This is a genomic window from bacterium (genome assembly GCA_023228325.1).
In the GTDB taxonomy this organism is placed as follows: domain Bacteria; phylum Auribacterota; class UBA6266; order UBA6266; family UBA6266; genus UBA6266.
In genome coordinates this window covers 483,593-507,818 of sequence record JALOBK010000001.1, presented here as the reverse complement: position 1 = coordinate 507,818, position 24,226 = coordinate 483,593, and the positions used below count along the sequence as shown (strand labels likewise).

Below are 24,226 nucleotides of genomic sequence, written 5' to 3'. Positions count from 1 at the left end.
TCAGGATGTCCTGTTGAGTTTTTCTATTATTGTGTCCGCAACGGTTTCCGGAGAAAGATTATTTGTGTCCACGATGTAATCAGCTTTTTCGTAATAAGTTTTTCTCTGTTGAAGGAGTTTGCCGATCTGTTTTTTCTTGTCAGATGTGTTTAACAGCGGCCTGTGAGTGCTTTTTTCCGTTCTCTTAATAACTTTTTCCGGTGAGACTATAAGAGAAAAGGTTATCCCGTTTTTTCCTAAATTTTTTATATTTTCTTCGTCCAGCACAACTCCTCCGCCCGTAGATATAATTAAATTCTCGGAACCGGATAGTTTTTTTGACAGTGTTTTCTCAAGGTTTCTGAAATATTTTTCGCCTTTTTTATTAAAAATTTCCGGGATGGACATGTTGGCTTCTTTTTCAATCTCATCATCCATTTCTATATACTTCATGTTTAATTTTTTGGACAGGATTTTCGCAACCGTTGATTTTCCCGAAGCCATGAAACCGAATAACACTATATTCATCTGCACCCCAGGCGGATGATGTATTCGTTGAAATTATTTTTTATTTCGGCAATGGAGTCTCCGCCGAATTTTTTGATAATTTCATCTGCCAGGACAAAAGACAGCATGGATTCTCCGATGATACCCGCGGAAGGAACGGCACAGCAGTCGGACCTCTCTTTAGAAGCTTTTGTAATCTTATGAGTTTTAACATTTATTGTATTAAGGGGTTTTGCCAAAGTCGGAATCGGCTTCATAAAAATTTTAACGGATATGGGTTCGCCGTTTGATATTCCGCCTTCTATGCCCCCCGCATTGTTGGTTTTCCTGTAATATCCGCCCGCTCTTGAATAGTTATCTTTTGAGAAAAGAATTTCATCATGAGCGCGAGACCCTTTTAATTTATATGAACTGTCGCCGCTGCCGATGGAAACGCATTTTATGGCATTTATAGACATCATGGCCCGGGCAATTAAAGCATCGAGTTTTCTGTCCCACTGGGTGTGGCTTCCCAGACCCACAGGGACATTCACGGCAATTATCTCACAGCAGCCGCCCAGGCTATCCCCTGAACTGAACGCCCCTTTGATTTCTTTCTGCATTTTCTTTTCGGCATTAAGGTCAGCGCATCTAAGCGGAGATATTTTTTGCCTCTCTTTGATTTCTTCCAGTGTTAGTTTCGAGCAGTCCGCGCTTGTACTTCCGATACATACCACATGGCTGAAGACGCTGATGGATAATTCGGACAATAACAGTTTGCAGAAAGCGCCGGCCGCCACTCTCACTGCGGTTTCCCGCGCGCTGGCGCGCTCAAGAATATCTCTGGCATCATCCCGGGAATATTTGAGCAAACCGGCCAAATCGGCGTGTCCCGGCCGCACATTATGTATTTCAGGCAGTGAGTTTATCGAAAAATCCTTATTCCTTATGCAAAACGAAATCGGGGAGCCTATCGTGATTTTTTTTCTGACACCGGAATTGATTGTAATCCTGTCGCATTCTATGCGCATTCTCCCGCCCCGGCCGAATCCTGACTGCCTTTTGGCAAGCTCGGTGTTGATAAATTTTGTATCGATTGTTATGCCGGCGGGGAAGCCGTCAAGGATTCCGGTAAGACATTTCCCGTGGGATTCGCCCGCAGAAAGAAATTTCAACATTATCATTTCCTCTCAAATCGTTATTGATTAAGATAAATTATAGCAGAATAGACTGATAAGTAAAAAAGAAAATAGCGCTGCTCGATATATTGACGCCCGTAACAATTTGGCTTATAGTTAGTTGTAAACAGTTAATTCTTTATTGTTTTTAAACCGGATTTTTTCAGATATGAATAAGAAAACAGTTGATTTTATTTTTTTTGCCTTATGTATAGCGGTGAATTTATATGTCAGGTATATCCCTTCCTGTATGCCGCAGCTTAAGGAAAACATTTCAGGGCAGCTGTCCATACGGGGGGCGCCGGAAGATAATCGCGGAGATCTAACGGATAAAAAATATGAATATCCGCTTAAAAACTATATTGACGAAAACGGCGACAGGTATTTCTTTGACGTAGACTCATACCAGTACCTGTTGCGGACAAAAAACGTCCTGATTAACGGATTCCCCGGGGATATAAAGAAAGACGGGGACGCGTATGACAGTTTTACGCTGGCGCCTGTTGGCAATAAGATATCGAATGCGCGGTTTCTTTTTTATTTGAGCGCGTTTTGTTTCAGGTTTTGTTCTTTGTTTGCGGATAATCTGTCGCTGCAGAATTTTCTCTTTTTCGTGCCGGTTTTCTATGCCTTGGTCTTCGTGGCGATCGTTTATTTTGCCGCGAGAACGTTTTATTCGCCGGTCAGTTCTTTTTTAACCGGTCTTTATATAGGGTTGAACGGGATGCTGGCTGTCAGGACATCCGCGGGCCGGTATGATTATGACGCGCTTAATCTTATCCTTCCTTTTTCCTCAATCTGGTTCTTTTATCTTTCGATAAGGAACAGGGATAATAACTTAAAAAGCCGGTCGTTTGCTTTTATAAGCGCACTGTTGGCCGGCCTATTCGCTTTTTCATGGTCCGGGTGGTGGTTTTCCTTTTTAATAATTGTTTTTTACGGGTTTTTCCTTATAGCCAACAATATTTTTCTTTCCCGCAGAGACCGTATCGGCAGAAACAAAGATAATATGAAGTTAGCTGTTTTATTAACAATTGTAATCTCAGGTGGTTTTGCCGCGGCTTTTCTTTTGACGGGTTTTAATCCTGTCTGTCTTATCGTAAACAGCCTGAGAGAAACGATAGGACTCGTTATTTCTTCAAAAATGTCTTTTTATCCGTCGGTGTTTTATACGGTCAGCGAGCTTGAGAAAACAGAAGCGTTGCAGGTGATAAATTCATCGGGCGGGATATGGGGGGTTGCTCTTTCTTTCGCGGGATTTTTATTATTGTTAAAAGAAAAAAAGGATGACAAATCATTTGATTTTTTTCTTCTGATGTTCATATGGCTGGTGTTTATGTGGTTTGCCTCTTTGTCGGGTGTGCGTTTTGTTGTATTTTTTGTAGTGGCTTTAGGTTTTTTCTTCGGTTTTTTCGCGGAAAAAGTTGTCAGTTTGTGTTTCCGGGACAAGGGGATTGCGAAAAACCTTATGTGGACGGCAGCGGCTTTTCTGGTTTTACTTGTTTCGACGGGAACTGTTATCAGGGCATATGGGATGGTTACAAAAGTTTATCCGTGCGTCGATGATGACCTGCAGGAAACCCTGCTCTGGATAAAAAGCGATACCGCAAGCGATGCAATAATCAATTGTTGGTGGGATTACGGAGATTTGTATAAAGCCGTTTCGGAAAGAAGGGTTATATTTGACGGCCAGAATCAAAATGATATTGTTGCCTACTGGTTTGCAAGAGCGCTGCTTTCGGATGAAAAGGAAGCCAGAAATATACTGCGGATGCTTAATAACGCTTCATATTGCGCGTACGAAAAGATTAATTCGATAACAAAGGACTCTTTTGAAAGCCATGTCATTTTAAATGATTTGATCAAAGCGGACAATGATGAGAGGAGAAAGATGTTAGAGGGTCATGGATTTACAAACGAAGATACCGCAAATATATTAAACTACCTGAATGAAGATCCCGGCAGCGCGTATCTGGTTCTGGAGAAGGGTTTACTGGCTAAGATGCCTTTTATATCCTACATAGGCAATTGGAATTTCGGAAGGCTTTATATAATCAGGAATATTGAAAAAGAGAATAGTGACCTGATATCCTATCTTGTTAAAAATTTTAATATGCCGTTTAGCGAAGCTGAAGCGGAAGTTATAAAAATAAAAGAAGGATCTGTCGGAAAGGGATACGATGAGCTGTCGCAGCCTTGCCTGTTCTATTCAACACCTGCGAAAGGAACGGAGAAAGAGGGCGTTGTGTTTTTCGAAAACGGCCTGGTCTATAATGTGAAAGCAAAACAGGTAAAGCTGTATAATGCGGGAAAAGGCGGTTATACGGTTCCGGAACTTGTATTTGTCAGCGAAGGTAAAAGAAAGATCAGGCTTTCAGGAATTGCAGACGGGGAAAGTCCCGGACGGAAGGCATATTGGATATACAGAAAAGACAGGGATTATTTTTCTGTCGTTCTGGATGAGCCTTTAATCAACACGTTGTTTTCGGAAGCAATGTTTCTTGACGGGAATAATCTCGAATATTTCAAAAAAGTTTATTGTGACCGCGGAAGCGGACTTTGTATCTACAGAATAAAATGGTGATGGAATGAGCGGCAATCCGGAAATATCTGTTGTAATACCATGCCTGAATGAAGAAGCGGGTATCAAAATTTGCCTGGAAAAAACGAAAAGAGTATTTAAAAAAGAAAATATTAAGGGTGAAATTATTGTCGTTGATAACGGTTCGGACGACAAAACAGGCGAAATAGCTTTATCTGCGGGGGCAAAAGTCGTTTTTGAGAATGAAGAGGGTTATGGATCCGCGTATATTACGGGGCTGAAAGAAGCGAAGGGAGATCTTATAATAATAGCGGATGGGGATAATACATATGATTTTTCTGAAATACCGAAGTTTATCAACCCTCTGAGAAGAGATGTTGATTTTGTTATAGGCAACAGGTTCAAGGGCAGGATACATAAAGGTTCCATGCCTTTTTTTAACAGGTATTTCGGCAATCCGGTGCTTTCCGGATTGTACAGGATGGTTTTTAAGACAAAAATTTCCGACATTCACTGCGGGATGAGGGCTTTTACAAGAAGAGCTTATGAAAAGATGGATCTTAAATGCAAAGGGATGGAATTTGCGGCTGAAATGGTCATGGAGGCGATAAACAATCATATGTCCATCGAAGAAGTACCCGTGAATTATTTCCCCCGTGAGGGGAAGTCGAAACTGAGAGCCCTGCCCGATGCCTGGCGCCACATAAAATTCATTTTTAAGAAGTCCGGCAATGATTAAACTGCAGTACCCGCGTGGTTTTTATGGCTGAAGGAATATCAGTGATAATAGCGGCAAAGGGATACCCTGAATATATCGGGAAATGCCTGGAGTCTGTATTCAACCAGAAGGGGCTTGGATTCGATGTAATTCTGGTTGATGACGGCTTATCGTTTGATTCGGGCAGTTTTATAAGGGAAAAATACCCTGAAGTCAGGATCGTTTCGAGTGAACATAAGGGGCCTTCCTGCGGACGTAATATCGCCGTGAAAAAATGCGGCTCCGAATTTGTGGCTTTTACCGACTCAGACTGTGTTGCGGACGAAAATTGGCTCTATGAATTGCACAGGGTATTCATTGAAAAACCTGAAGCTGTTTCCTGCGGCGGCACACAAAAATTACCGCCTGACGCCTCTGATTTTGAGAGAAGAATATTCAAATTGTACAGGAAAGCGGTTTCTCTTACCGATTATATGAAGAAAGATAGTTTCCGGGGACCGGTTGAAGTGTCGCATAATCCGTCCTGCAATGTTATGTACAGGCGCGAGGCGTTCCTTGAACTGAGAGGCTTCAAAGAGGGAATGTGGCCGGGAGAAGATATTGACCTTGACATCAGAATGAAGAAAAAAGGATATAAAATTTTTTTTAATCCTGAATCGGTAGTCATGCATTATCCTCCGGGTAAGTTTTCGGTTTTTATGTCCAAGCTTTATAATTACGGGCTGGTTCAGTCTTTACTTATGAAAAAACACCGGGTATTCAGGAAGATTTATCTTGTCCCGTCGGCGTTGCTGGCGATAACGGTTGTTTATATCATCTTATTATGTTTTTCGGGTTTTCCCGCTTTTCTTCTGTTTAATGTGTTACTTGCGTTATCCCTGCTGGTATTTACCGGCTTTGATACTGTGATGGCCGGCCTGGCCGCCGCCGGATTTATATCGTGGAACAGCGGATTTTTTGCGGGTTTGATTAAACGGGGAGAGTAAGCTATCTTATCTTCGGCGGTCTTTTTCCTGTAATATAGCCTTTGTTCTGACGGCTGTCTTTATCCTGTTTCTGCTGCGCCTTTTTGGGTATATAGATGTACGTGCCGATATCTTCTTTGTATAACTTGTAAGAATCCCTGATTGTTCTCAGGATTTGCCCTGTCCATGTGCGGTATCCGGGTTCATACTGGGGCGTGTCCACGGATTTCTGGAGGATGATCAGGGAGAATTTACTGTTTTTGATATCATCAATAACCGGTTTTTCATCCCAGAGTTTTGCCCATGACATTGAGCTCATACCGAAAGAGTCAAAAAGAAAATCCTTGTCGTTAAACAGCGCCCAGCAGGCGTAATGCGTGAGGACCGGCCCTTCCGATTTTTTTATGATCCGGTTTATATTATCCACCCTTTTCTGTAAAGCATGGTAATTTTTCCACTCCGCAAGTTTTCTGGGTTCTCCATTTGGGAAAAACCATGAAAGAAGAATTAAAATATAAAGCATAACAGCGCCGAAGAGATGTCTGGCATTTAAAAACTCAAAAAGGAGGATTGATATTATTATTGTCATGGCGATGCTGAACTCAAGCCTGAAGTTTGTATTGCATCCTTCCCGCGCCATCGCGAAAGTTTCGATGAGCGAGAAAATAACCAGGAATGTCAGCAAAGAATATTTCTTGTAGAAACGGCTCTTGTCGGCGAACCAGATTGTTATAAACGGCAAAGCCATCAGGATATTTATTATAAAGAACTTTCTCAGAATTAAATTTATATCCCAGAAGCTGCTCGAAAAAATAAAAATATGGTTAAAAAAACCGTTGTCGGTAAAAAAGTTTATCGTTAAAAATGTTATTGCCGTTATTATGAAACCGAAAAGAACCGTTCTTATGTTCTCTTCATCTTTGGAAAGGATGCTTGCGGATATAATGGAAAGGGGGACTGCTATCAGGGTGTGTTTGATTAGTATGCCGCATATAAGGGGGATTACATAGAATCTTGCGATTGTGTTTTTATTTTCGAGATTTTTTATGTACATGAACAAACCCAGCATCATCATAAATATTCCCGGGAAATCGATTCTTGCGAGGGAGCTCCATTGAATAATGAGTAGTGACGAGACATAAATACCTATACCCACAATGCTTATCAGGTAACTTTTTGTATAATGCTTCAGGATAAGATATATAAGCAGCGCGACGCCTATTGAGCTTATAAGAGCCATGACCCTGCCGATGGCGTAATATGTCAGTGTATTTTCGGGCATTATAATTGATAAGAACCACAGGTATAACGGGGGATAACAGACCTGGATGTAAGGATAGCTGTCAATATCCTTATAAATCGGCATGTTTCCCTTTATCATATAAGCTTCATTGAGTGTTATGCCTTCACCCGGATCTATTTCTGTCGGGTAGAAAACAGAATCGATGGAGTAAGAAAGGAACCTGTAACAAGGGACGGCTATTATTATTATTACAAGCAGAACAGCCAAAACAGTCTGTTCGGAGGACAGATTCAATTCTTTCATAGCGGCCTATTTCCGTTTCTGGATAATTTTATTTTCAGGTTTAGGTTTATAAATAAAGGCGTCATACACAATCCCATCAAGGTCGTAATTTTGTTTTATCGCAAAAGGGATTTCATCCGTAAAATCATATTTACTGTCGACATTCGGCCAGTCAGACACATTAAATCTTAACACGATAAGGGAAAACTTTTTGTTTTTGATGTCCTTCAGGAAATTATTTTGGTCCCATAGGCCTTTTTGCTCAAGCAGGCTCATTGCCATCGGGTCGAAAATAAATTTTTTACCGCTTAACAAAGACCAGCTGGCTTTCTGTGTCAGCACATCGCCGGGTTCTTTTTTTATTTTTGAGATGATTTTCGGCGTTTCATAAAGATTGCTTTTGTGTCTGTACAGGTGGTAGGAATACATCGGATTGGCCGCATAGTAGGAGTTTCTTATGATGAAAGAGCTGATTATCGCAAGAAGGATATATGTTAAAGCGATAAGGTTTTTATAATGTTTTTCCAGTTCAAACGCCGCGACAGGGATAATGACGGAAAGGATGCAGAATAACTCCAGGCTGAAATTTGATGTGCACCAGACCCTGCTCATCGCGAACAGTTCAAGAGCGGAAAATACCAGCAGGATTGAGAGAAGCAGGTATTTCTTATAAAGCCGCAATTTACCGGCGAACCAGAAAAAAAGAATCGGGACATACAGAATGAAATCTACTATGACCGGCGGCAGCTGCAGAATCAAGAGGTCGATGCTCCATATGGGCGATGTATATAGAAATATGTGCCGGAAAAATTCTCCGCGGGTTGTTATGTTTATTATTACGAAAATAATGCCTGCGGCGGCAAAACTGCCTATAAGAGCCAGCAATCTCCTGCCATCCTTTTCAAGCAGGCAGAATGTGAAAAGGCCTGCGGGCACGGCGAGAAGTGAATGTTTTGCAAGCAGTCCCAGTATCAAAGGGAATGCGAAAAGGTATCTTAAAAAACCGTTTCTATTTTCGGTAAGCATAAACAGGTATAAGGAAAACATCATAAGGAGGATTCCCGGAAAATCTACGCGCAGCAATGAACCCCACATCAGTATATGTGTAAATGAGAAATAAATCCCCAGTCCCATAAAAGCCGAAAACCAGTTGTCGGTCAGGTTTTTAATAATGAGGAAGATGATCAATGATACCGCAAGCGATGAGATGAAAACAAGAATCCTGCATGCGCCGAACATAAAATCCGGATTCTCCGGAATAATAAGAGACATCAACCACAAAGAAAGGGGAGGATAACAAACCTGTATGAGCGGATAAGTGTCCAGGCTTTTATAAATCGGGAGACCGGCGTTTAATCTGTAAACTTCATTTAAGGTAATCCCTTCGCCGAGTTCTATTTCCCAGAAGGAATTAATGTTTTCCAGGGAGTGTTGGATAAAGACCAGAATAGTTATCAGCGTGAATATAATCAACAGGGAAAACACAAAGAACTTTTTGGGGTCAGAGAGACTTATTCTCATTTGCTGTTTTCCCATAATTCATTGAAGTAAACGGCATAACCCGCCGTCACCTCGGGAATATTAATGATAACGCCCGATTCATGATAAAGATTGAGGCCTCCGTATCCCCAGTTGGCGGAACCCAGCATTACTTTATTGTCTGATATCAGCAGTTTTGCGTGGGTGATAGTCTCGGGGTTGTCGAATCGGACATCGATGCCGTTTTTCTTAAGGTAGGCAAACGTGTTTTTGTTGATGGCGTTTACATAATCGTCCATATCATTTTTTTCCATAATAAATTTGATTTCAGCGCCGCGGTTTTTAGCCTTTATAATCTCATCGAGAATTGATTTGGTTTTGTCATCCGGTTTTTCGTGGTCCGAATTGACAATATATGCGCAGACATATAAACGATCCTTTGTTGCCGAGATGAGGCTTATTAATGCGGGGTATATGTCCCTGTCTGCAAGAGGTTCTATAGATGCGGAGCCGTTTTTCCCGATAGTTATATCTTCGTCCGATTTTCTCCACATCTCCTTGAAATAATCCGTGAAATAGTTTGCGGTATCCTGAGAATAAATCAAAACATTTGTTTCATTATTATTTCTTATTGAATTATCGCTGAGGTTGGTTGAGCCTATCAGCACCCTGTTTGAGTCAAATATTATCAGTTTGCAATGGGTTGTCTTTTCGGGAGAGTCAAGTTTGATTTTGAAATATGAAGAATATTTTTTGACAAATGATTTGCTGTGCCTGGAATTGTCATCCAGCAGTATTTTTACATCCACTCCCTTTATCGAAGCGTCTTTCAATAACTTTATCAGCTTCCCCGGGGTTCCGCTGTCATAGAAAGAATAATGGATTATATAAATGTTTTTTCTTGTAAGCGCGATTTCTCTTTCCAGCACGGCCCCGTAATCGGAGTTATTGACAGGCACAACATCTTCGGCCGGGCAGGATGTTGTTATCCTGCATGATAACAGCAGCAAACCGGCGCAGATAAATATCTTTTTCATAATAATAAGAATAGTATCTCATGGCAAAAAAATCCATTATTTTTTAATTTAATTTTTTATTTCCCGTTAAATTTGGTATATTTATCCAGACAGGGAGTAATATAGATGAAACAGGAAAAAATTATCGTGAAGCTCGGCAAGAACAGTTATTCTGTCAGTATAGGCAGGGGACTGATGGATAATATCGGCGCATATGTTAAGGACGTATTGCAGGGAAGCACTGTTGCAGTTATAACCAATGATATCGTGGCCCCTCTTTACCTTGAAAGAGCGAGGGCTTCGCTGAAGCGGTCCGGTTTCAGAGTCGTGACTGTTGCGCTTCCGGACGGAGAAGAGCAGAAATCAGTGGAAGCCGCAAAACATATCTGCGAAGAGCTTATCAAAAACAATATAGACAGAACTCATTCCCTCATGGCTCTGGGAGGCGGCGTAATAGGAGACTTAACCGGATTCGCCGCTTCAATATATATGAGGGGAATCCCGTTTATCCAGGTTCCGACTACTTTGCTCGCGCAGGTTGACGCCGGTATCGGCGGCAAAACGGCGGTTAATCTTCCTTCGGGAAAAAATCTCATAGGGACCTTTTATCAGCCCAAAGCGGTATTTATAGACGTTGATGTCCTTGATTCCCTGGAGAAGGATGTGTTTGCGGAAGGCATGTCGGAGATTATTAAACACGGGGTCATAAAAGATGCGGATTATTTCGGATTCCTTGAGGAAAACCTGAAGGGTATCCTTGCCGGGGATAAAAATCTGCTGATCAAGATGATCGCCGTTTCCTGCAGGATTAAGGCGGAAGTAGTTTCGAAAGACGAGAAGGAATCCGGGCTGAGGGCGATCCTCAACTACGGGCATACGGTAGCCCATGCTATTGAATCCCTTTCTTCGTACAGGTCTGTTTTGCACGGCCAGGCTGTTTCCATAGGTATGTCTGTTGCGGGGCGCATAGCGGTATTAAAGGGGATATTTCCGGAAAAAGAACTTGAAAGACAGAACAGACTGCTTCGGGATGCCGGTCTTCCGGTGTCACAGTCGAAATTCAGTCCGGGGGATATTATCAGGGCTCTTAAGAATGATAAAAAAGTTAAAGACGGCAAAATCAGATTCGTCCTTCCCGTAAAAATCGGCAGGGTTATAATAACGGACGATGTTGATGATGCCTTGATATTGAAAGCTGTTGATTCGGTTTTTATCTGATTTTCCGGCCATATGTCAGATTTTCCTTGAAGATTTTATTTACAACAGGTATTTTAGCGTCATTATTATTCCGGGTTTAGCGAAAAGTGGGATGCGATGACAGATCGTGATGCTATCATTATTTTGAACGCGCTTCCGGGTTTTGGCCCGGTCAAGATAAGAAAAATACTGGATGCGGTCGGTAATCCCGCCGATTTATTCAAGGTTAACGGAACGGCAGGATTGAAAAACTCCGCTCTTTCCCGAGATGAAATCAGCATCATTAAAAGAAATGAAGAATGTTTTGATTTGCGGGCTGAGAAAGAGTTATGCGAGGAGAACGGAATTCACGCAATCACTGTTATTGACAGGGAATATCCTGATTCATTGCTGAATCTCCGGCAGCCGCCGCCTGTCATATATGCGAGGGGAAACCTTTCATGTCTTTTAAAACCGTCTGTTGCCATTGTCGGTTCCCGCAGGGCAAGCGATTACGGGAAAAAAACAGCGTATAAAATAAGCTATGAAGCGGCTTCAAGAGGAATAAATATTGTCAGCGGTTTGGCAAGGGGAATTGATATAAGCGCCCACAAAGGAGCGTTGGATGCGGGCGGTGCGACAGTTGCTGTTCTTGGAAGCGGGATTCTCAATGTCTATCCGCGGGAAAACGGTAAGTTTGCCGGAAAAATTTCCGAAAAAGGACTGGTCATCAGCGAATTCACGTTAAAAAGCAATCCCAATCCCGGCAATTTTCCGAGAAGAAACAGGATAATCAGCGGATTAAGCTCAAGAGTCCTGGTTATTGAAGCTTCTTTGAAGTCGGGGTCTCTTATAACTGCGAATTTTGCGCTGGAAGAAGGGAAGGACGTGTATGCTGTACCCGGCAGAATCGATTCAAAATTGTCCGAAGGTTCAAACCAGCTTATAAAAGACGGCGCTCACTGTGTCGCCGTGCATGACGATTTCATTTTTGGCCTGGCGGACGATTATGTGCGCGGAAACAAACTTTATGACGGCGAACAGGTCCTTTCCCATGACGAGCGAAAGGTTATGGGATTGCTTGAGGCGGATGAATTGAGCATAGAAGATATTTCTGTGTTGAGTGGGATGGGGACTGTGGATTTGTCAACAATCCTTTTCAACCTTCAGATGAAGCATCTGATAAAAAAACTTCCCGGAAATATCTTCGGGAAATGTTAAAAATATTTTATAGGGTTTACAAAAAAGTTTTTATCTGTTAGTATTTTGCGCTTTTAAAAGAAAGTTAAAAATTAAAACGGGAGAATAGATGAAGTCGCTTGTTATAGTTGAATCGCCTGCGAAAGCAAAGACAATCAATAAAATATTAGGAAAAGACTTTGAAGTTATGGCGTGCGAAGGCCATGTAAGGGATTTGCCGGAGAAGGAAATCGGTGTGGACATAGAAAAAAAATTCAAGCCGAAATATGTCACTATCCAGCGTAAAAAAACCGTTGTTTCCAAAATCAGGAAAGCCGCGGAAAAGTCGGGAAAGATATTTCTCGCGCCTGATCCGGACAGGGAAGGGGAGGCGATTGCATGGCATCTTTCAGAAGTCATCAAGGCCGCCGCGGATAAGGTAAAGAGAGTGACTTTTAATGAGATAACGAGCAGCGCCGTCAAAAAAGCCTTTGATTCCGCCCATGAAATTGACATGAAAAAAGTTAATTCACAGCAGGCGCGGAGAATACTGGACAGGATAGTAGGTTATAAGATAAGCCCCATATTGTGGAAAAAAATAAGGGGTTCACAGAGCGCCGGACGGGTTCAGTCCGTTGCTCTAAGATTAATATGCGAAAAAGAATCTGAAATTGATAAATTTACATCCGTAAAGTACTGGGATATTTTTGCTGAATTAAAAAAGCTGGAGGGGGAGGCAAACTCTTTCAGGGCTAAATTGATCAGCATAGATTCACGCAAGGTGGTTCAGGATAAGAAAAACGAAGGTGAAATTTCCATCGAGTCTGAAAAGCAGGCCGAAAAAATAAAGGAAGAACTTGATAAAACAGATTTTTTGATTTCTAAGATTTCAAGAAGGAATATTTCAAAGTCGCCGCCCCCCCCTTTTACCACAAGCATCCTGCAGCAGGTTGGAGTGAATTATCTGGGCTGGAGCATAAAAAAAGTTATGGATGTGGCCCAGAGCCTTTACGAAGGGTTGGATATTCCCGGAGAAGGACATGTAGGATTAATAACTTATATGAGGACCGATTCTGTCAGAATATCGGATGATGCGGTTCAGGATGCAAGGCGATACATAAAGGAAAACTTCAAAGATTCGTATTTGCCTGACCAGCCCAGGCGCTATAAAACAAAGAAAACAAGCCAGGATGCGCATGAAGCTATAAGGCCGACATCCGTTTTCATGACCCCGGAAAGACTTCAAAATGCTCTTAACGCCGATCAAAATAAGCTTTATAGAGTTATATGGCAGAGATTTGTCGCGTGCCAGATGTCGCAATCTGAGATTGCGACGACTTCGGTTGATATCCGGGCTGATAAATACCTTTTTCGCGCAAGCGGGAGCATTATTATATTCGACGGCTTCAGAAAAGTCTACTCATTGTCATCCGCAAAGAAAAAAGTTAACAGCGAGCGGGATGATTTATCGGATGAAAATAACGGCGAGGACAGTGTGATATTGCCTGAAATGGAAGAGGGGGAACGGTTAAAGTTGCTGAACATCGACAGTAAAGAGATGAACACGAAACCGCCGGCAAGGTATTCCGAGGCCACGCTTGTAAAGACACTGGAAGAAAAAGGGATAGGAAGGCCCAGTACATATGTGCCGATAATACAGACCATTATGCGCAGGCAGTATGTTTTGAAGGAGAAATCAAGATTATTGCCTACAGAACTGGGGAAAGTCATCAATGACATGCTGGTAAGCGCTTTTCCGGAGATAATCAATTATGATTTCACCGCGCGGATGGAAAATGAACTCGATGATATAGAAGAAGGAAAGGAAGACTGGGTAAAAGTGCTTGATGATTTTTATGCGCCGTTTAAAAAAGCGTTGTCCCTCGCATCCGAGAAGATGACCGAAGTAAAGAAAGAAGTTACAAAAACAGACAAAATTTGTCCCGAGTGCGGGAAAAAAGGAGTAACAGCTTATCTTGTGAAAAGGTTCGGGAAAAGCGGGGAATTCCTTGGGTGCGAAAATTTTTCGTCTGAGGATGCTTCTATACACTGCACTTATACGGAACCTCTCGGGAATGGCTCTAAGGAAATCAAGCTTCCGGAATTAAAAGAAGAAGTTAAATGTGATAAATGCGGGAAACAGATGGTGGTTAAAATGGGAAGATACGGCCCTTTTATTGCCTGCTCTGATTTTCCGAATTGTAAAAATACCAAACCTCTTCCAACCGGCAAAAAGTGCCCTAAATGCGGCGGAAAAATCATACAAAAAAGGTTTAAAGGAAGGTTTTTTTACGGTTGCGGTAATTATCCGGATTGTACTTTCTCCGCAAAAAATCTTGAAGATATAAAATAAGTGTGTTTTGTCTTACAAAATCATTCCGTTTGATATAAAATACTAAAATACTGTTCCGGCAGGGGTTTTATCTATATGAGAAGAATTTGCTTTCTGATTATTTTTTTCACTTTTATCTCCGCGTATTTGGATTTTGCGTTTCCCGAAGAAAAACCCGGCATGTTTTCTTCAGACGGACAGCTTTCTTTGATAAAGGTCGTTAAGTCGGCGGAGACAGTGGGACTGTATGAACCATTTGAAATAACCGTGGAGCTGACAGCTTCATATAATAACCCTTTTGATGCCGATGAAATCGAGTTATCCGGAATATTTATCTCCCCTTCCGGCTCGGAAAAGAACATAAGAGGTTTTTTCTTTCAGCAATTTGAAAGAGGCGGTTCGTTCCACAAGGAAGAGTTGTCTAAAAAAGACAGTCCCCGCTGGAAAATATGTTTTACCCCTGAGGAAACAGGCGCTTACAGCTTCTATATTTGTTTAAAGGACAAGTCCGGCGGATTAAAATCCGAACGGTATTCTTTTGGCGTTGAACCGTCAGACAGAAACGGTTTTGTGCGCGTTGATTTATCAAAAACCAGGAAATATCCTTTTTTTGAAAACGGGAAAGCGTTCTTTGCGGTTGGGATGAATATTGCCTGGGCTGATGATATGAGGCAGACGTTTGATTATGACAGGTATTTCGGCAAGCTTTCGGAGAACGGATGCAATTTCGCAAGAATCTGGTCTGTCAGGTGGAACCTGGACCTTGAATGGACCGAAAAAAGAAAAGCCCCGGGAGACCTGTATGGGATAGGATTTTATTCTCTGGAAAATTCATGGAGGCTTGACCATATTTTTGAAGAAGCAAGAGAAAAAGGTATTTATATAATGTTAACCCTGGGAACTTACGGGGAATTTATGCGGGAAAAAGGGCACTGGGGTGAAGAAGACTGGGAGAATAATCCTTATAATAAGGTAAACGGCGGACCCTGCGATGAGCCGGAAGATTTCTGGAACAATGCGGAAGCCCGGGAATTTTACAAAAAACAGCTTTCCTATGTGATTTCAAGATGGGGGCATTTGCCGAATCTCATGTGTATAGAATTTTGGAATGAGGTTAATGCGAGACATGAATGGCTTGAAGAAATGGCGGATTATGTTAAGAAAACAGACCCTTACGGACACTGCGTGTCTCTAAGCCTGGGATACCCGTGGGGAGAAAATTATGACAAGGACAAGACGTGGTCTATTGAGAATATAGATTTTACTCAGTTGCATATCTACGGCGAAGTTGTGACTGAAGATCATGTCGGGAATATCGCCAAAAATGTCGGCGCTATGGTTGATAAATACCGGAAGCCGTGCCTTGTCGCCGAATACGGGATAGACATTCATAAAGATGATGCCTATTATGACACTAAAGGGGAAGGGGTGAATCTGCATAATGGATTGTGGTCTTCCGCAATGTCCGGGTCATTCGGGGGCACCATAAACTGGTGGTGGGATAAGTATGTATACAGAAAAAATCTTTATTCTCACTACCTTCCATTCAGCGGGTTTATTGAACAGATTGACTGGTTAAAAGGAGATTTTTCGGAAGCCGAAACAACGATTCCGGTTATAGTATCGGATAACGATGAAGTCAAATATACCGATATGGTGATATGGCCTTCCAATATCTGGGGGGATATGTCATCGCGCGAATTCGCGGTGGGCAGCGACGGACAGGTAAGCGGCGGACAGTTAAACATGTATCTTCATGGAACCGACAAGGAAGATATCAGGATAAAGCCGGTTTTCCATGTTGATTATCAGGTGCCCGGCCGGTTTATTGTAACTATCGGCAAGGTATCCCAGAGCGGAGACCTTAGGATTTATGCCGATGGTCGGGAAATTTTCAGAAAATATTTTCCGACGGCCCCGGAAACGAAAACGGAAGGCGGCTGGGAAAAAACCGAATTTCAGAAGCAATGGAATATTTATCAGGCTATATATAATTCCGCATATGCCGTTGATATTCCCGAAGGGAAACACACTATAATGCTTGAAAACGAAGGGAAAGACTGGATGCAGATAGTCAATATAAAGTTAACCGGATATAAAGACGCTTCTTTTCCTGAAGTGAGGGTTTTGGGTTTAAAAAGGGATGAAGAATCCATCCTGTGGGTTCAGAATAAAGCTAATAACGCCTCATCTTCCTATAATTCCGTTAAACCCGGGGAAATAAAAAATACCGTGTTTAATCTAAGAGGAATGGAAGACGGATTTTACTGTATAGAATGGTGGGATACTTATAAGGGCGGATGGTTCAAGAAAGGTAAAGTTAAATCGCGGAATGGGCTGATGAAGATAGAGGTGCCCGATTTCAGCGCGGATTTAGCCTGCCGTGTATTCAAGAGAGAATGGAGCGGGACAAAAAGAAGAAGCAATAAAGGGTGGATACTCAAAACCGATGATTAATGAGATTGCCCAGTTTCTTAATTATTTGAGAGTTGAGAAAGACGCGTCTTCTCATACCATAAGAAATTACAGGAATGACCTTCTTCAATTTGTGGAATTTATCTCAGATAAAAGTTATTCCGTCCTGGACAGGCTTAACGAGATAGACCATATAACGATAAGAAATTTCCTGGCGAATATTAAAGACAAAAATTATTCCCGGGCAACGGTCGTCAGGAAAATAGCGGCTTTAAGGTCTTTTTTCCGGTATATGCTCAGGGAAGGTTTCATAAAAGCGAATCCCGCCGTGGGTATGATTATGCCTAAAAAAGAGAGAAAACTGCCCAATTTCCTGGATATGAAGGAAATCGGTAAATTACTTGAAGCTCCGGATGTTAATATCCTGGACGGGTTGAGGGACAGGGCTATTCTTGAAATATTGTATAGTTCGGGGATCAGGGTAAGCGAGCTGGTAGGCCTGAACGCCGGAAGTGTGGATTTAATCGGCGAGGTGCTGAAAGTAAAAGGAAAAGGTAAAAAAGAAAGGCTTGTGCCGATAGGTTCTGTCGCGGTCAACATACTGAATGAATATATCAATAAGAGGAAGAAGGGTGACTATAAAGGACGGAGGGCTGATTTTACCGCCGTTTTTCTGAATAAATACGGGCAGAGGATAACAGACAGGAGCGTAAGAAGGATTGTTGATAAATATATACGGAACGTTGCGCTTGAACACAAAATATCGCCGCATGTATTCAGGCATACGTTTGCCACTCATATGCTTGATGCCGGGGCGGATCTGCGTTCAGTTCAGGAATTATTAGGCCATTCAAGCCTTTCAACAACGCAGATATATACACATGTCACGACCGAAAAGTTAAAGAAAGTCTATGATAAAGCTCATCCGAGGGCATAATTTACTGATTTACATCCGGGAGGATTAATGAAGGATATATTCGGAAGAAGCCTCAAAGCGGCTTTGTTTTGTTTGGCGGTAATTTTTTCATGTGAATGTTTTTCCGCGGGTTTGTATCCTGTTATCGACAGAGATAACTGGAAAGCCTTTGCGTCATCTCAGGAGAATGATTTTAGGGCGTCCTGCGCGATTGACGGGGACCTGGCTACAAGGTGGAGCAGCCGGTTTAATGACGGGGAATGGCTTGAAATAGACTTAGGCGGGATTAAAACGATCGGTAAAATCACGATTTATTGGGAAGATGCGTATCCGTCGGATTACAAAATACTTTTTTCTGCCGATGGGCAGGGATGGAAAGATATCGTTTCGAAAAACGATTCGGCGGGGGGCAAGGAGATTATCAGGTTTGAACCCGCTGAAGCGAGATTTATAAAAATAATGTGCCTGAAAAGAGCCACCAAATGGGGTAGTTCACTATTTGAGATTATGTTCAACGAGCCGGATCCTGTGAAAATCCATGCCTCGGCTTCTTCGGGTGACGGAGCATACGATCCGCAACGAGCGGTTGACGGAGATTTCAAGACAAGATGGAGCAGCAGCTTTACCGATGATGAATGGTGGGTCGGGGAATTTGAAGACGAAATCATACTCGCCGGCGCAAAAATCATATGGGAAACGGCCTTTGGCGAAAAGTACGCCTTGCAGGTATCATCAGACGGCGAAAACTGGGAAAAAGTTTATGAAACATCGGACGGGGACGGAAAAACGGATATAATTTTTTTCAAGCCGGTGAAAGCGAAATTCTTCAAAATGGAAGGTTATCAGAGAGGGACAGGATGGGGATATTCTATTTTTGAAATTGAATTTTTCCGCGAACAGGATGCGTTAAAATTTATTGCTGAAAGTCCGGGCAGTGAATATAAACCTGAATTTGCCGCGGATGGAGATAAGGACACGTATTGGAAATCGATGGCTGAAGAGGATGAATGCCTGACTGTAAAATTGCCGCGGACATTTAATCTGGGCGGTGTGGAAATACTTTGGGGGGAAAATTACGCCCGGTCGTATGCCGTTGAAGTCTCTACAGATGGCAGAGAATGGAAAAGGGTTTTTCTTGAAGAAAAAGGGAACGGAGCCAGGGATTGGATTTTTTTTAATGCCCGGAATGCGAATTTCATAAGATTCTGTCTTTTGGAACCCGGAAAATCAGGAGCCTGCGAAATTGCGGAATTCGAGCTTAAAAGCGGGGAAGAACAGGCTACTCCGGTTAAAAATTATCAGGCATTGGCTAAAGACCTGAGAGAAGGCTTTTTCCCTATGTGGTTAAGAAGAAAACAGGAGTTCTGGACTGTTTCCGGCGTTATTAATGATGAACATGAATCCCTTATCGGGGAAACGGGCACATTTGAACCGAAAATTAACAGTTTCAGCATAATGCCTTTTCTATGTAACGACGGCAAAGTTTACACCTGGTCTGATGTGAGGCTGCATCAGTATCTGAAAGATTCATATCTGCCGATGCCTTCGGTGATATGGGAAGGGGAAGATTGGGATATCGAAATATCGGTGCTTTCAGCGGGAGATGTCTCACATTCTTACGCGGCGGTTAAATATACGGTTAGAAACAATTCGCCCGCGGATTTATCGTCGAAGTTAATATTGGGTATCAGGCCCGTGCAGTTGAATCCCGTCTGGCAGCACGGCGGATTTTCTCCGATAAATTCGGCGGATTTTATTGAGAAAGACGGTCTGGTGTCTTTAATCATCAACGGAAGGACTGCGCTGGTGCCGTTGGTAAAACCGGATAGATTCGGAGCGGCGGCGCTTGCGGAAGGGGACATATCGGAGTATATCGGTGATTTTAATGTTCCGCCGGCTAAAAATGCCGTTGATCCCGAGGGGAAAGTAAGCGCGGGTTTGTTGTTTGATATAAAACTTAAAGCCGGAGAATCGAAAGATGTTATTTTGTTGTTTCCGTTACATGCCGGTTCGCGTTTTCAGGATTGGATCGAAACCGCCGATAAGAGCGGTTATTTTAACAGCGAATGGCAGGCTCGAAGGAAATACTGGCACACTATTCTGGATAAATATGATATCGGGATTCCGGAACAGAGGTTTATTGACATAATGAAAAGCAATGTAGCTTATATACTTATAAATAAAGACGGGCCTTTTATCAAACCCGGCCCAAGAAACTATGACCATTCATGGGTGAGAGACGGGACCATGACATGTGTTGCGCTGCTGAGAGCGGGGTTGACGGATGAAGTTAAAAAATATATCGATGCGGTTACTCCTATGATAGGTGATTCCGGATGGGTCCCCTGGATTTTCTTTAACGGGAAAAATCCTGTCGGCTTTAATGCTGATAAGAGCGGAGAGGGCCATGAATATGACAGCCAGGGGGAATATGTTTTCCTGGTCAGGCAGTATTATGATTACAGCAAAGATACGATGTATCTTGAAAGATTATACCCCGCGGTTATCAGGGCCCTGAGGTTTGCCGCTTCGCTCCGGGCTGAGAATAAGATTGAATCTTTGAAAGACACGCCTTTTTATGGGATATTGCCGAAATCAAACAGCCATGAGGGATATTTTCCGGCGGTTCACAGTTATTGGGACGATTTCTGGTATCTGAGAGGGCTGAAAGACGGTATTCATCTGGCGCAGGCGCTTAACAGGAGTTCGGATTTAAAATGGTTGACTGACGAGGAGCTGGATTTCCGCCGGTGCCTGTACTCATCGATTGACCGGGTAATGCAGCGTGACGGCATTAAATATATTCCCGGTTGCGTTGAAAAAGGGGACTTTGACGCTACCTCAACAGCCATAGCTGTTATGGCATGCGGTGAAGAGGATTTATTGCCGAAGGAACCGCTGCGATATACCTTCGATAAATATTATGAGGATTTCAGTAAAAGACTGTTACCGGGAGGAGCGGCCACTTTTACCCCGTACGAAGTAAGATCTGCGGACGCCTTTCTGAGAATGAATGATAGAGAAAGAGCGGTCAATATGCTAAAATATTTTATTACGGATTCAGTCAGGCCTTTTGCGTGGAACCATTTCGCCGAAGTAGTGCACGCAGACCCCAGAGCGCCTTCATATATCGGAGATATGCCGCATACATGGGTAGGCTCCGGTTACATAAGCGCCGTAAGAACAATGCTGGTGTATGAAAAAGGAGAAATGCTGATTACAGGATCCGGGATTCTGCCGGAATGGTTTGATAAAGGAATAAGAGTTTCAAGTCTTTCGACTATGTACGGGAAAATAAGTTATTCTGCGGAAAAGAGGCAGAATAAGATAGTGTTTGAATTCAGCGGGGATGCCAGGCCTCCAAAAGGATTTTTGATTCTGCTTCCTGCCGGATTCAGGGCAGTCAAAGCGTCACTAAACGGGAAACCTGTTGAAATATCAGATAACAGCGTACAATTCGGTTCTGTCCCGGCAAAGATTGAGGTAACCCTTTGAAAGCCGGTTTGGGAATTTTTGATATAGACGGTGTTCTGGTTGATGTGAGAGAATCGTACAGGAAAGCCATAGTCCAGACAACCCTTACTTATTTGACGGAATATTTAAAGTTGGATTTCCGCATACCTTTTACCGTTAATGACGCGGTTGTCAGCTCTTTTAAGGAGTGCGGCGGATTTAATAACGATTGGGACCTTACGGCCTCAATCATCAGTTACGTCGTTTCAGTAAGCAGGAATGACATTAAGTCCGGACTGGATGAGTTTCTGAAGTCTGTTAAGATGAACGGCGGCGGATTTCCAGCGGTTGAAAAAGTGCTGGGAGGGGTGCCTCCGGGAGTAAAGTATTCGGGCGATGTATGCGGCGGCAATGTTATAAAAAGGATTTTTCAGGAGTATTATTTCGGCGCGGAGAAATTCAGGCAGCGTTTTGGACTTGAACCTGAATTTAACAGGCAGGAAGGATTTTTTATAAAAGAGAAATTGCTGTTTACATCTGCTCTCCTGGATCAGCTGCGGAAAGTTCTTGCCCTCTCTGTCGCAACCGGCAGGGACGCGTATGAGTGCGGTATGGTTATGAAAAGGTTCTCGATAGGCAAATATTTTTCTGTGGTGATAAACGACGACGACGTAGGAAAAGATGAGAAAAGTCTCGGTAAGCAGGGGCTGTCCAAGCCGAATCCCCATATTATTGAAAAAGTTATCAGCAAAAGCAGCTGTTCGGGCAAAATTTATTATTTCGGCGATACTACGGATGATATGATATCAGCGGTTAATTGCAGAAAATATGAAGTTATCCCCGTAGGTTGCGTCTATGCCCTGAACCAACCTGAAAAAGCGGCTGAAAAACTTATTGCGGCGGGGGCCAGATATATTATGCACGCGCCGGAGCAGGTATTCGAGGTTATTGATGCATAAAAATAATTTTTTGTTGATAATTGCGGCATGATGAAAATATAATGTATATTCTTTTGCTTGTATTTTAAATATTGTAATTTATAGATTGGATTTCCGGAGTTCTTATTATGGTCCGTTCGGTTGTTACTGGAGGAGCCGGTTTTCTCGGTTCCCACCTTTGTGATTATCTTATAAAAGAGAATCATGAAGTGATTTGTATAGATAATTTTATTACGGGCTCCAGGAACAACATAGAACATCTCGGGCAAGAGAAGAATTTTAAGTTAATAGAACAGGATGTCACACAGGAGATTTCGATAAAAGGCGAAATAGATTTTGTTTTTCATTTCGCATCCCCCGCTTCTCCGATTGATTATGTGGAGTTTCCTATCCAGACATTGAAAGTCGGCTCTTTGGGAACTCATAAAACGCTTGGTTTGGCGAAAGATAAAAAAGCGCGTTATGTGCTTGCCTCTACTTCTGAAATTTACGGTGACCCGCTTGTTAACCCCCAGCCCGAAACTTACTGGGGTAATGTCAATCCGATAGGCCCCAGAGGCGTGTATGATGAAGCAAAGCGTTTTGGCGAGGCGATGGTCATGGCTTATCACAGAACGCATAGTGTCGATACCAAAATTGTCAGGATATTCAATACCTACGGGCCAAGGATGAGAATTAACGACGGAAGAGTGGTCCCGGCTTTTATCTGCCAGGCTTTACAGAACAGCCCGCTGACAGTTTTCGGAAGCGGCAGGCAGACAAGAAGTTTTTGCTATGTTTCGGATTTGATTCACGGTGTATTTCTTCTTGCCAGTTCGACTCTGAACGATCCTGTCAATCTCGGCAATCCTGATGAGATGACAGTTATGGATTTTGCCCGTAAGGTTATTGAATTAACCGGGTCGGCAAGTGCCGTTGTCAAAAAAGAATTACCTGTGGATGATCCGAAAGTGCGAAGGCCTGATATTTCGAAAGCGGCGCAGGAATTGGGTTGGAAACCGCTGATAATCCTTGAGGAAGGGCTGATGAAAACCATAAAATGGTTTGAAGAAAAGATAAAACAGCATTAGAAAGGTTTGTAACGTGAAATTCGATGAAAGTTTTTTAAAGCGGAAAACGGCGGAACTCAGGCTCAGTATTGTGGAAATGATAACAAAAGCGGGCTCAGGTCATCCGGGCGGTTCATTGTCCGCGGTGGACTTGATTGCCGTATTATATTACTGTGTGATGAATATAAGACCTGAAAATCCCGGGTGGGAGGACAGAGACAGATTTATACTGTCCAAGGGGCACGCCGCTCCCGCCATATACAGTATCTTAAGCGATATCGGGTTTTTCCCTAAAAAGGAATTATCCACGCTGCGCCGGATTGGATCCATTTTACAGGGGCATCCTGATATGAGAAAAGTCCCCGGGATAGATATATCTACAGGGTCATTGGGGCAGGGTTTATCCGTGGCTGTCGGGATGGCTATCGCCGGCAAATTGGACAAAAAGGATTACGGGGTTTACGCTCTTTTAGGAGACGGAGAATTACAGGAAGGCCAGGTTTGGGAAGCGGCTATGGCAGCGGCCCATTATAAATTGGACAATTTGATGATTGCGGTTGATAATAACGGACTTCAGATTGACGGCAGGCTGGAAGAAGTGATGAGTCCTTACCCGATAGAAGATAAATTCCGGGCTTTCGGATGGAAGACAAGGCCTATTGATGGACATAATTTTAATGAGATTTTTGACGCCTGGGAATGGGCTCGGTCCTCAAACGACGGTAAACCTTCAGCTATAATTGCGAAAACGGTAAAAGGAAAAGGTGTCTATTTTATGGAGAATGTTGTTGGTTTTCATGGAAAGGCACCTACAGAAGAAGAAGGCAAGGACGCTTCGGTTAAACTTAAAGAAGTATTGGATAAAATGAACCCATAATTG

General features: G+C 42.7%; 17 protein-coding genes. 12 read left to right on the top strand and 5 right to left on the bottom strand.

Annotated elements, in window-relative coordinates; all coding sequences use genetic code 11:
- Window positions 1-507, bottom strand: a complete 507-nt coding sequence (locus M0R36_02315) for a shikimate kinase (GenBank protein MCK9554639.1) — start codon at window positions 505-507, stop codon at window positions 1-3.
- On the bottom strand, window positions 504-1,643 hold the full coding sequence (gene aroC / locus M0R36_02310; protein MCK9554638.1) for a chorismate synthase: 1,140 nt from the start codon (window positions 1,641-1,643) through the stop codon (window positions 504-506). Before aroC ends, M0R36_02315 begins: the two co-directional genes overlap by 4 nt.
- A gap of 169 nt (window positions 1,644-1,812) precedes the next feature.
- Here aroC and M0R36_02305 point away from each other — a divergent pair, with 169 nt between their 5' ends.
- From M0R36_02305 to M0R36_02295, 3 genes are read left to right on the top strand one after another with little or no spacing between them, the layout of a single operon-like run.
- Window positions 1,813-4,227, top strand: a complete 2,415-nt coding sequence (locus tag M0R36_02305; protein ID MCK9554637.1) for a dolichyl-diphosphooligosaccharide--protein glycosyltransferase subunit STT3 — start codon at window positions 1,813-1,815, stop codon at window positions 4,225-4,227.
- A 4-nt stretch (window positions 4,228-4,231) separates the two neighbouring features.
- Window positions 4,232-4,924 (top strand): glycosyltransferase family 2 protein, encoded by a 693-nt coding sequence (locus M0R36_02300; GenBank protein MCK9554636.1) that lies wholly within the window; start codon window positions 4,232-4,234, stop codon window positions 4,922-4,924.
- Window positions 4,925-4,947: 23 nt separating this feature from the next.
- The gene (locus M0R36_02295) at window positions 4,948-5,889 is read left to right on the top strand and encodes a glycosyltransferase (GenBank protein MCK9554635.1); all 942 of its coding nucleotides are present in this window, start codon (window positions 4,948-4,950) and stop codon (window positions 5,887-5,889) included.
- 1 nt (window position 5,890) lies between these two features.
- Here the strand turns inward: M0R36_02295 and M0R36_02290 are convergent, their stop codons facing one another.
- Genes M0R36_02290 through M0R36_02280 form a run of 3 tightly spaced genes read right to left on the bottom strand, consistent with a single transcriptional unit; the run spans window position 5,891 to window position 9,909 of the window.
- Window positions 5,891-7,414: a hypothetical protein gene (locus M0R36_02290; GenBank protein ID MCK9554634.1), complete on the bottom strand. Its 1,524-nt coding sequence runs from the start codon at window positions 7,412-7,414 to the stop codon at window positions 5,891-5,893.
- Window positions 7,415-7,420: 6 nt separating this feature from the next.
- Complete coding sequence (locus tag M0R36_02285) at window positions 7,421-8,914, bottom strand: glycosyltransferase family 39 protein (protein ID MCK9554633.1); 1,494 nt, start codon at window positions 8,912-8,914, stop codon at window positions 7,421-7,423.
- Entirely contained in the window at window positions 8,911-9,909 is a 999-nt protein-coding gene (locus M0R36_02280) for a phospholipase D-like domain-containing protein (protein MCK9554632.1), read from the bottom strand. Before M0R36_02280 ends, M0R36_02285 begins: the two co-directional genes overlap by 4 nt.
- Before the next feature lie 105 nt (window positions 9,910-10,014).
- Between M0R36_02280 and aroB the strand changes: the two genes are divergently transcribed.
- The 9 genes from aroB to M0R36_02235 all read left to right on the top strand — a co-directional run bounded on the left by aroB (window position 10,015) and on the right by M0R36_02235 (window position 24,223).
- On the top strand, window positions 10,015-11,106 hold the full coding sequence (aroB, locus tag M0R36_02275) for a 3-dehydroquinate synthase (GenBank protein MCK9554631.1): 1,092 nt from the start codon (window positions 10,015-10,017) through the stop codon (window positions 11,104-11,106).
- Window positions 11,107-11,202: 96 nt separating this feature from the next.
- Complete coding sequence (gene dprA / locus M0R36_02270) at window positions 11,203-12,285, top strand: DNA-processing protein DprA (GenBank protein MCK9554630.1); 1,083 nt, start codon at window positions 11,203-11,205, stop codon at window positions 12,283-12,285.
- Between the two features lie 88 nt (window positions 12,286-12,373).
- On the top strand, window positions 12,374-14,596 hold the full coding sequence (gene topA, locus M0R36_02265; protein ID MCK9554629.1) for a type I DNA topoisomerase: 2,223 nt from the start codon (window positions 12,374-12,376) through the stop codon (window positions 14,594-14,596).
- Between the two features lie 75 nt (window positions 14,597-14,671).
- Window positions 14,672-17,032 carry a DUF5060 domain-containing protein gene (locus tag M0R36_02260; protein MCK9554628.1) on the top strand — a complete coding sequence of 787 codons (2,361 nt, stop codon included), beginning with the start codon at window positions 14,672-14,674 and terminating at the stop codon, window positions 17,030-17,032.
- The gene (gene xerC / locus M0R36_02255) at window positions 17,025-17,927 is read left to right on the top strand and encodes a tyrosine recombinase XerC (GenBank protein MCK9554627.1); all 903 of its coding nucleotides are present in this window, start codon (window positions 17,025-17,027) and stop codon (window positions 17,925-17,927) included. Before M0R36_02260 ends, xerC begins: the two co-directional genes overlap by 8 nt.
- A gap of 27 nt (window positions 17,928-17,954) precedes the next feature.
- Window positions 17,955-21,401, top strand: a complete 3,447-nt coding sequence (locus M0R36_02250; protein MCK9554626.1) for a discoidin domain-containing protein — start codon at window positions 17,955-17,957, stop codon at window positions 21,399-21,401.
- Complete coding sequence (locus M0R36_02245; GenBank protein MCK9554625.1) at window positions 21,398-22,318, top strand: HAD hydrolase-like protein; 921 nt, start codon at window positions 21,398-21,400, stop codon at window positions 22,316-22,318. The genes M0R36_02250 and M0R36_02245 overlap by 4 nt, the downstream gene beginning before the upstream one ends.
- A gap of 107 nt (window positions 22,319-22,425) precedes the next feature.
- Window positions 22,426-23,367 carry an SDR family oxidoreductase gene (locus M0R36_02240; GenBank protein ID MCK9554624.1) on the top strand — a complete coding sequence of 314 codons (942 nt, stop codon included), beginning with the start codon at window positions 22,426-22,428 and terminating at the stop codon, window positions 23,365-23,367.
- 76 nt (window positions 23,368-23,443) lie between these two features.
- On the top strand, window positions 23,444-24,223 hold the full coding sequence (locus M0R36_02235) for a transketolase (protein MCK9554623.1): 780 nt from the start codon (window positions 23,444-23,446) through the stop codon (window positions 24,221-24,223).
- Window positions 24,224-24,226 lie beyond the last annotated feature (3 nt).